This is a genomic window from Streptomyces katrae, from assembly GCF_000966975.1.
In the GTDB taxonomy this organism is placed as follows: Bacteria; Actinomycetota; Actinomycetes; order Streptomycetales; family Streptomycetaceae; genus Streptomyces; species Streptomyces katrae.
Genome location: NZ_JZWV01000382.1, coordinates 1 through 10,530, shown reverse-complemented (window position 1 = coordinate 10,530; position 10,530 = coordinate 1). Strand labels below are relative to the sequence as shown.

Sequence of the window (10,530 nt, the reverse complement as noted above, 5' to 3'; positions counted from 1 at the left end):
CTGAGCATGCTGTTCGACACCGTGACGGACGCGATCGGCGGGACCCCGCTGGTCCGGCTGCGTCTGGGCGAGGCCCGGGGCGTGGAGGTCTACGCCAAGCTGGAACTGCAGAACCTGTTCGCGATGAAGGACCGCGTCGCGCGCAACATCCTGCTGGAGGCCAGGCGGCTGGGCACCCTGAAGCCGGGCGACCCCGTCATCGAGAGCTCCTCGGGGACCATGGCCCTCGGCGTCGCACTCGTCGGCCGCTCCCTGGGCCACGAGGTGCACATCGTCACCGACCCGCGGATCGACCCCGTCACCCTCGCCAAACTCCGCGCCCTGGGCTGCCGGGTGCACATCGTCGAGGCGATGACCAGCCACGGCTGGCAGAGCGCCCGCCTGGAGCGGCTCGCGGAGCTGCTCGCCGAACTGCCCGGCGCCTTCTGGCCGCAGCAGTACACCAACCCCGACAACCCCGGCGCCTACCGCACCCTCGCCGGTGAACTCCTGGCGGACCTCGGCCGGTTCGACACCCTCGTGGGAGCCGTCGGCAGCGGCGGCTCCCTGTGCGGCACCGCCCGGGCGCTGCGCGAGCGGCTGCCCGGCCTGCACGTCGTCGGCGTCGACTGCGTGGGCAGCGCCCTCTTCGGCCAGCCCGACGTACCGCAGCGGCTGCAGAGCGGGCTGGGCAACAGCCTGCTGCCCAAGAACCTGGACCGCACACTCGTCGACGAGGTGCACTGGCTCAACGACCACGAGGCCTTCGCCGCGGCCTGGGACCTCGCCCGCGAGCAGCAGATCTTCGGCGGCAACACCTCGGGCTCCGTCTACCGGGTGCTCACCGGCCTCGCCGACCGCGCCGCACCCGGGACCCGGATCGTCGGCATCCTCCCCGACCGCGGCGACCGCTACGCCGACACCGTCTACGACGACGGGCACTGGGACGCGCACCGGCTGCGCGAGGTGCCCACCGCCACCGCGCCGGCCGCCCTCGGACCCGACGGGACCGCCCGCACCTGGTCCGCCGTCGCCTACAGCCCGCCCGCCGGGATCCGCCGGCACCTGCTGTTCGTGGAGTCCAACACCACCGGCACCGGCATGCTCGCGCTGGAGCGGGCGCGCGAACTGGGCACCGTACCCGTCCTGCTGACCGGCGACCCCGACCGCTACCGGGGACTCGCGGAGACCGGCGCCGAGGTGGTCCGCTGCGACACCAACTCCGACGCCGCCCTGCGCGCCGCCGTACAGGAGCGGTTCCGCCGTGAGGAGATCGCCGGGGTCACCACCACCAGCGACTTCTACGTACCGGCCGCCGCCCGGATCGCCCAGTGGCTCGGCCTGCCCGGCAACCCGCCCGAGGCGGTGGCCGTCTGCCGCGACAAGTCCGCCCTGCGCGAGAGACTGCGGGCCGCGGGCGTCCGCCAGCCCCGGTACGCCCTCGTCCGCGAGCCGGCCGGAGCCGCGGCCGCCGTCGCCCGCACCGGACTGCCCTGCGTGGTCAAGCCGGCCGACGACTCCGGCTCCACCAACGTCCTGCTCTGCGCCGACGAGGCCGAGGTCCGCGCCCAGATCGAGCGGATCCTCGCGATCGACACCAACGTGCGCGGCATGCCCACTGCCCGCACCGTCCTCGTCGAGGAGTACCTGGACGGGCCGGAGTACAGCGTCGAGATGTTCGGCGGGGACGGGCAGTCCGTGTGCGTGGGCATCACCGCCAAGTCCGTGACCGCCGGCCCGCACTTCGTCGAGCACCGCCACCTCTTTCCCGCCCCCCTGCCCGCCGCCACCGCCCAGTCGATCACCGACACGGTGACGGCGGCCCTGGACGCGGCCGGGATCCGGCTGGGCGCCACCCACACCGAGGTCAAACTGACCGCGGACGGGCCCGCCCTCGTCGAGATCAACCCGCGCCCGGCCGGCGGCATGATCCCCGAACTGATCAGGCTCGCCACCGGCATCGACCTGCTCGACGCACAGCTGCGCGCCGCCCTCGGCCTGCCCCCGCACCTGAAGGCCGAGGAGGCCGGCCACGCCGGGATCCAGTTCCTCCTCGCCGACACCGACGGCACCCTCACGGCCGTCCACGGCGCCGAGGCCGCGGCCGCCGTCGAGGGAGTCGAATCGGTGCTGGTCACCGCTGCCCCCGGCACTCCCGTACGCACGCCCCGCAGCGCCTCCGACCGGCTCGGGCACGTGATCGCCCGCCATCAGGAGCCCGCCGGCGTGCACGCCGCCCTCGACGCGGCGCACGCCCTTGTCCGCCTCCGCATCGAGGCCGCCCCCCGCTCCTGACCCTCCGCCCTACCCGTCCCGACGACGCGCCGTACGACCCGTACGGCCGCACCCGACCCGAAAGGTGAACCGCCATGAGCAACCCCTTCGAGAACGACAACGCCTCCTACGTCGTGGTCCGCAACGACGAGCTCCAGCACTCCCTGTGGCCCGCCACCCACCCCGTCCCCGCCGGCTGGACCGTCGTGCACGGCCCCGACGGCCGCCAGGCCTGCCTGGACCACGTCGAGCGGGTCTGGACCGACATGCGCCCCGCCTCCCTGGTGGCCGCCCTCGCCGGGAACGCGCCCCGTGGCTGAGCCCGTCCACCGCACCGGGCACCCGGCCGGACCCGACCCCGTACGGACGTTGCGCACCCTGTTCGCCGAGGTCCTCGGCCGCGCCGAGGTCGACGCGGGCGACAGCTTCACCGGGCTGGGCGGCGACAGCATCCAGGCGATCCAGGTCGTCAGCCGCGCCCGCGCGGCCGGCCTGGTCGTCAGCACCCGCGACGTGCTCCGCGCGGACAGCGTGAGCGCGCTCGCCGCCACCGCCCGCGCCCAGGGCCGGGTGGGCGAGGAGGCCGGACCGGCCACGCCCCCGCGCCGCCTGGGCCCGCTGGCACCCACCCCCATCATGGGCTGGCTCGCCGAACTCGGCGGTCCCGTCGACACCTACAACCAGTCGCTGGTCCTGCGCACCCCGCCGGGCTTCGGGGCGGCCGCCGCCGAACGCACCGTCCAGGCCCTCCTGGACACCCACGAGATGCTCCGCCTGCGGCTGCCCGACGGGATCGGGGCCACCGGCGCCGAACCCGTCGTACCGCCCGCGGGCTCCGTCGCCGCGGCGGACCTGCTGGAGCACGTGGACGCCCGCGGGACCGCCGAGGAGGAATTCCCCGCCCTGACCAGGGAGCGGATGCGGGCCGCCCGGCGCCTGCTCTCGCCGCGCGACGGCCACATGCTGCGCGCCGTACTCCTGGACCGGGGACCCGGACACCAGGGACGGCTCGCGCTCGTCATCCACCACCTCGTGGTGGACGGCGTCTCCTGGCGGATCCTCCAGGACGACCTGCGCAGCTGCTGGACCGCCCTCACCGAGGGCCGGGAGCCCGTCCTGGAGCCCGCGGCGACCCCCTTCGCGCACTGGGCCGACCTGCTGCGCGCGGAGGCCACCTCCGGCCGCCGGACCGCCGAGGCCGACCGCTGGGCCGCCGCCCTGCGCGAGGCCCCCCAGCCCCTGGCCGGGGTCCGGCCGCCCGGCGGCCTCGACCCGGAGAGCCCGGAGAACACCCTCACCCTGACCCTCGGGCCGGACGTGACGGGCCCCCTGCTCACCACCGCGCCCGGCCTCGTCAACGGCACGGTCAACGACGTGCTGCTGACCGCCCTGGCCCTCGCCGTGCTCGTCCGGCGCGGCGCCGAGGGGGCGGACGGCGCCGACGAGGAGGGCGCCGACGAGGAGGGCGCCGTCCTCATCGACGTCGAGGGCCACGGCCGGGAGGACGTCACCGACGGCACCGACCTCTCCCGCACCGTCGGCTGGTTCACCACCGTGTTCCCCGTCCGCCTCGCCCTCGGCCGCCCGGACCTCGACGAGGCCCGGGCGGGCGGACCCGCGGTCGGCGCCGCCCTGCGGCTGGTCAAGGAGGAACTGCGCGCCGTACCCGACAAGGGAATCGGCTTCGGGCTGCTGCGCCACCTCAACTCCCGCACCGGGCCCGGCCTCGCCGCCCGCGGCATCCCCCAGATCGGCTTCAACTACCTCGGCCGGTTCCCGATGGGCGGCGACGCCCCCTGGGACGCCGCGCCCGGCCACGACTTCGCCCTCGACGACGCCGACGAAGGCCTCCCGATGGCCCACGCGGTGGAGGTCAACGCGGCCGCCCACGAGGGCCCGGACGGCCTCACCCTCAGCGCCACCTGGACCTGGGCGGGCAACGCCCTCCCCGGACCGTGGGTCCACGACCTCGCGCGGGAGTGGTTCACCATGCTGCGCGCCGTCGTCACCCACGCCGCCCGCCCCGACGCCGGCGGGCTGACCCCCTCCGACGTCTCCCTCGCCCAGGTCAGCCAGGCCGACCTCGACACCTTCGAATCCCAGCTCGGAGCACTGCTGTGATCCCTCTGTCCCACGCCCAGCAGCGGTTGTGGTTCCACGCCCGGGACGGCGCCGACGGCGCGCTCTACCACATCCCCGTCGGACTGCGGCTGCGCGGCGCCCTCGACCGCCCGGCCCTGCGCGCCGCGCTCGCGGACGTGAGCGCCCGCCACGAGGCGCTGCGCACCGTCTTCCCCGACGAGGCGGGCCGCCCCCACCAGCGGGTCCTGGACCCCGCGGACGCCGCCCCGGTGCTCACCATCACCCACTGCCCGCCCGCCGAACGGGCCCGGCGGGCCGAGGAAGCCTCGACCCGGCCCTTCGACCTCCGCGTCGAACCACCGCTGCGCGCCGACCTGTTCACCGACGGCGCCGACGACCACTACCTGCTCCTGGTCCTGCACCACATCGCGGGCGACGGCCACTCCGTGAACATCCTCGTCCGCGACCTCGCCGCCGCCTACACCGCCCGGTGCGCCGGCCGGCCGCCCGAATGGCCCGAACTGCCCGTCCAGTACCCGGACTACGCACTGTGGCAGCGTGAACTCCTCGGCCCGGCCCAGGACCCCGCCTCCCTGCACGGCCGGCTCCTCACCCACTGGGCGGCCGTCCTCGACGGCCTGCCCGAGGAACTGGCCCTGCCCGCCGACCGGCCGCGCCCGGCCGTGGCCGGCCACCGCGGCGCACTGGTGGAGGCGCGGACCGGCGCCGCCGCCCACGCCGGACTGGCCGCGCTGGCCCAAAGCGCCCGCGCCACCCCGTTCATGGCCGTCCAGGCCGCCTTCGCGGCCCTGCTCACCCGCCTCGGCGCCGGCACCGACCTGCCGCTGGGCTGCCCCGTCGACGGCCGGGACGACGAAGCCCTCACCGACCTCGTGGGCCTCTTCGTCAACACCCTCATCGTGCGCGCCGACACCTCGGGCGACCCCACCTTCACGGAGCTGCTGGGCCGGGTGCGCGCCGCCGCCCTGGAGACGTACGCCCACCAGGAACTGCCCTTCGAATCGCTGGTCGAACGCCTCAACCCGGCCCGCTCGCCCGCCCGCCACCCGCTCTTCCAGGTCGCCGTCTCCGCCCAGCGCGGCGAGCCGCAGACCCCCGCCTTCGCGGGCCTGCGGGCCGAGGTGGAGGCGGTGCGCACCGACACCGCCAAATTCGACCTCACCCTGGAGGTGGAGGAGCTCCACGACCCGGCCACCGGCCGCCCCCTGGGCCTGGCCCTCGGGCTGGAGTACGCGGGCGACCTGTTCGACGCGCCCACGGCCCGGCGCCTGCTGGACCGTCTCGTCCACCTCATCGGCGCCGTCGTCCGCGAGCCCGGCGTCCCCCTGTCCGCACTCGACGTCCTGCTGCCCGGGGAACGCGCCGACCTGCTGGAGCACTGGCAGGGCGCGCCCGCAGCCCCCGACGCCCGGACCGTCCACGGGGCCTTCGAGGAGCGGGCCGCCGCCCACCCCGGCCGCCCCGCCGTGCGCTGCGCCGGGCGGGAGACCACGTACGGCGAACTCGACGCCCGGGCGGACCGGATCGCCGGACGGCTGCGCGCCCTCGGCGTCCGGCCGGGCGATTCCGTCGCCGTACTGATGGACCGCTCCGCCGACCTCGTCGCCACCTGCCTGGGCATCCTCAAGACGGGCGCCGCCTACCTGCCGTTGGACGCGCGGGCTCCGCACGCCCGTACCGAGGCCGTGCTCACCGCGGCCGGAGCCGCCGTCCTCGTCACCGACGTCCCGGACGGGGAACCCGTACCGGCGGGTCCGCGCCACGTACTGCGCCCGGACGGACGGTCAGCCGCGGAGGCCGGGACCGCCGGGCCGAGCGGACCGGACGGGCACCCCGACGCGCTCGCCTACCTGATGTACACCTCCGGCTCCACCGGCACCCCCAAGGGCGTGGCCGTCTCCCACCGCGAGGTCGTCGCCCTCGCCACCGACCGGCGCTGGCGCGGCGGCGCGCATGAGCGGGTGCTGCTGCGCTCCCCGCACGCCTTCGACGCCTCCACCTACGAACTGTGGGTGCCGCTCCTGAACGGCGGCCTGGTCGTCGTCGCGCCGCCCGGCGAACTCGACGTGGACGCGCTGGCCCGGCTGATGGCCGAGGAGAAGGTCACCGGGACCTTCCTCACCGCCACCCTCTTCAACGTCCTCGCCGACCGCTGCCTGCCCGCGCTCGGCACGCTCCACGAGGTGATGACCGGAGGCGAGGCCGCCTCGCCCTCCATGGTCCGCCGGGTCCGCGAGGCCTGCCCCCGCACCACCGTCACCAACGCCTACGGCCCCACCGAGACCACCACCTTCGCGGCGACCTTCGCCGTGGGCCCGGGCCAGGAGGCCCCCGCCGGACAGGTCCCGATCGGCCGCCCCCTCGACGGCACGCAGCTGCACGTCCTGGACGAGCGGCTCGGCCTCGTGCCGCCCGGTGTCATCGGCGAGCTCTACATCGCGGGCGCCGGACTCGCCCAGGGCTACCTCGGCCGGCCCGGGCTGACCGCCGAACGCTTCGTCGCCTGCCCGTACGGCCCCCCGGGAAGCCGGATGTACCGCACCGGCGACCTGGCCCGCTGGAGCGCCGACGGCCAGGTCGAGTACCTCGGCCGCGCCGACCGGCAGGTCAAGATCCGCGGACTGCGCATCGAACCCGCCGAGATCGAGCACGTCCTGGCCGGCCACCCGGCGGTGGGCCAGGCCGCCGTCACCGTCGTGGACACGGCCGCCGGTCCCGCGCTCGCGGGCTACGCCGTCCCCGCCGAGGGGACCCCCGCACCCGACCCGCGGGAACTGCGCGAGCACCTGCGCGCCCGGCTGCCCGACTACATGATGCCCGCCACCCTCACCCTGCTCGACGCCTTCCCCGTCACCGCCAACGGCAAGACCGACCTGGCCGCCCTGCCCGCGCCGGACCCGGCCACGGCCGGTACCGCGGGAGCCCGCCAGGAGCCGCGCACCGACGAAGAGCGCGCCCTGTGCGCGATCTGGGAGCAGATCCTGGGCGTGCCGCGGATCGGCGTCCACGACAGCTTCTTCGACCTCGGCGGACACTCCCTGCTCGCCACCCGGCTGCTCGCCGAGGTCCGGGACCGCTTCGGCGGTGCCGTCACCATCCGCCGGTTCTTCACCGGCCCCACCGTCGCCGAACTGGCCGCCGCCCTGCCCTCCGCCGCGGCCGCCGGCGCCGAGGACCCGCCGGTCGTCCGCCGGGCCCGCCGCACCCAGACCGCCTGACCACCGAAGGAACACCGCCGTGAACCACCCGCCGTCCACACCCGCCGCACCCGCCGCCGCCCCGGCCGCCCGCTCCCTGGTCGAGGACGTCCTGCCCCTGTCCCCGCTCCAGGACGGCATCCTCTTCCACGCCCTCTTCGACGAGGAGGAACGCGACGTCTACGTGGCCCAGCTGCTCCTCGACCTCGACGGCCCCCTCGACGCCGACCGGCTGCGCGCCGCCGCCGACACCGTCCTGGAGAGGCACGCCAACCTCCGCGCCGGCTTCCTGCGCCGCGCCACCGGTGAACCCGCCCAGGTCGTCCAGCGCGGCGTCCGGGCCCCCTGGCAGCAGGTGGACCTGTCCGGGCTCGGCGAGAGCGAGCGCACCGCCGCCGTCGGCACCCTCCTCGCCGAGGACCGGGCCACCCGCTTCGACCTCGCCCGGCCGCCGCTGCTGCGCTTCACCCTCATCCGCACCGGCCCGCTCTCCCACCGGCTGCTGCTGACCTACCACCACATCGTGATGGACGGCTGGTCCTGGCCGGTCCTGGTCCGCGAACTCCTCGCCCTGCACCACGCCGACGACGCCCCGCTGGGACCCGTCACCCCCTACTCCGCCTTCCTGAGCCGGCTCCACAGCCGCGACACGACCGCCGCCCAGGACGCCTGGACCCGCGCCCTGGACGGCCTGCCCGGCGGAACCCGAACCGCGCCCGTCTCCCCGCCGCCCGGCTCGGTACTGCCCGACCGCGTGGAGACGTACCTCCCCGAATCCCTCACCGAACGGCTCGGCGCCCTCGCCCGCGCCCACCGGATCACCTCCGGAACCCTGCTCCAAGGCGCCTGGGCCCTGCTGCTCGGCCGGCAGATCCGCTCCGAGGACGTGGTCTTCGGCGCCATCGTCAGCGGCCGCGACCCCGAACTGCCCGGCGTCGCCGACATCGTGGGCCTGTGCATCAACACCGTGCCGGTCCGGGTACGGATCGACCCGGCCGAGTCCCTCGTCGCACTGTTCGAGCGGCTCCAGGACGAGCAGGCGCGCCTGATCGACCACCACCACCTGGGGCTGGTCGAGATCCAGCGGCTCGCGGGAGCGGGCGAGCTCTTCGACTCCTGCGTCGCCTTCCAGAACTACCCGGTCGACGCGGCCGGCCTCGCCGCACTCGGCGCGGGCGGGCTCCAGGTCACCGGAGTGGACCCGTACGACGCCGCCCACTACCCGCTCTCGCTGACCGCCATCCCCGGCGAGCGGCTGCGGCTCCAGATCGACTACCGGCCGGACGTCTTCGACCGCGACACCGCCCAGGCCCTGATCGAACGCCTCGCCCGGCTCCTGGAAGCCGTCGCCGAGGACCCCACGTGCCCGGTGGGCACCGTGGACCTGCTCTCTCCCGCCGAACGCCACCGCGTCCTGGTCGAATGGAACGACACGGCCCGCGACGAGGAGTACGCGGAGGTCGTCGAGCGCGTCCGGCAGCAGGCCGGGCGCCGCCCCGACGCCGTCGCCACCACCGACGACACCGGCCGCGAACTGGGCTACGCGGACCTCGTGGCCCGCGCCGACGCCCTCGCCCTGGCCCTGCTCGCCGACGGGGTCCGCCCCGGCGACCTGGTCGCCGTACTCAGCGAGCCCACCGCCCGCGTCCCCGTCGCGATGCTCGGCATCCTCGGCGCCGGTGCGGCCTACGTCCCCCTCGACCCCGAGGGCCCCGTCACCCGCACCGCCGATCTCCTGGCGAGCGGCGGGATCGCCCGCCTGCTGGCCGCCCCCGAGCAGCGGGCGCGTGCCGAGGAGATCGCCGCCGCGGTCCCCGGCGGACTGCCCGTCCTGGTGATCGACGACGCGGCCGCCGCGGTCCCCGGCGAGCGCCCGGCGCCGGCCGGCGGACCCGACGCCCTCGCCTACGTCTGCTTCACCTCGGGCTCCACCGGCAAGCCCAAGGGCGCCATGGTCCACCGCCGGGGCATGAACAACCACCTCCTGGCCAAGGTCGAGGACCTCGGTCTCGGCGACGGCGACCGCGTGGTGATGAACGCCCCGCTCACCTTCGACATCTCCGTATGGCAGATGCTCGCCCCGCTGATCACCGGCGGCCAGGTCCACCTGGTGTCCCGGGACACCGCCCGCGACCCGGCCACCCTCTTCGACGACGCCGCCCGCCGGGGGATCACCGTCCTGGAGACCGTGCCCTCCTTCGTCCGCGCCGCCGTCGACCTGTGGGACACCGGCGTGCTGCCGCCGGCCCTGCCCGAACTGCGCTGGTTCATCGTCAACGGCGAGGTGCTGCCGCCCGAACTGTGCACCCGCTGGTACGCGTTCCACCCGCGGGCCGCGATCGTCAACGCCTACGGCCTCACCGAGTGCTCCGACGACAACACGCACGCCTTCATCGGCCCCGACGTGCACGCCCAGCTGGAACACGGCCGGCTGCCCGTCGGACGCCCGCTGCGCAACAACTCCCTCTACCTGCTGGACGCCGCCCTCGCCCCCGTACCGCCCGGTGTGCCCGGCGAACTCTTCATCGGCGGCACCGGCGTGGGCCCCGGATACCTGCGTGACCCGCGCCGCTCCAGCGAGCGCTACGTCCCCGACCCGTTCTCCGCCGTGCCCGGCAGCCGCATGTACCGCACCGGCGACCTCGCCCGGATGCGGGCCGACGGCCAGCTCGACTTCCTCGGCCGCCAGGACCACCAGGTCAAGGTCCGCGGCAACCGCATCGAACTGGGCGAGGTGGAGACCGCGCTGCGCGCCGTGCCCGGCGTCGCCGAGGCCGTCGTCGCCGTCGACCGGGACCACGCGGGCCAGCAACGGCTCGTCTGCTACTTCACCGGTACGCCCACCGCCGAGGAGATCCGCACGGAACTCGGCCGCAACCTCCCCAACTACATGGTCCCGTCGCTGTTCCTGCACCTGCCGCGGTTCCCGCTCACCGTCAACGGCAAGCTCGACCGCAAGGCGCTCCCCGACCCGGCC

The 10,530-nt window shown here is 75.5% G+C and carries 5 protein-coding genes; all 5 read left to right on the top strand.

All coding sequences use genetic code 11. The annotated features are described in order from the left end of the window. Positions 1-2,274 (top strand): pyridoxal-phosphate dependent enzyme (locus VR44_RS14900; protein ID WP_245691810.1); only part of this gene is annotated, 2,274 nt, incomplete at its 5' end. Between the two features lie 74 nt (positions 2,275-2,348). After that, a complete protein-coding gene (locus VR44_RS14895) occupies positions 2,349-2,573 on the top strand; it encodes an MbtH family protein (RefSeq protein ID WP_045947960.1) in 225 nt (74 codons plus the stop codon). After that, on the top strand, positions 2,566-4,374 hold the full coding sequence (locus VR44_RS14890; RefSeq protein ID WP_045947959.1) for a condensation domain-containing protein: 1,809 nt from the start codon (positions 2,566-2,568) through the stop codon (positions 4,372-4,374). The genes VR44_RS14895 and VR44_RS14890 overlap by 8 nt, the downstream gene beginning before the upstream one ends. Then, a complete protein-coding gene (locus tag VR44_RS14885; protein WP_045947958.1) occupies positions 4,371-7,574 on the top strand; it encodes a non-ribosomal peptide synthetase in 3,204 nt (1,067 codons plus the stop codon). The genes VR44_RS14890 and VR44_RS14885 overlap by 4 nt, the downstream gene beginning before the upstream one ends. Positions 7,575-7,593: 19 nt before the next feature. Further along, positions 7,594-10,530 (top strand): non-ribosomal peptide synthetase (locus tag VR44_RS14880; RefSeq protein WP_169791009.1); only part of this gene is annotated, 2,937 nt, incomplete at its 3' end.

What these genes read in the sequence shown, in the direction of transcription:
- VR44_RS14895 (WP_045947960.1), top strand. Translation starts at nt 2,349, where the DNA reads ATGAGCAACCCCTTCGAGAACGACAACGCCTCCTACGTCGTGGTCCGC.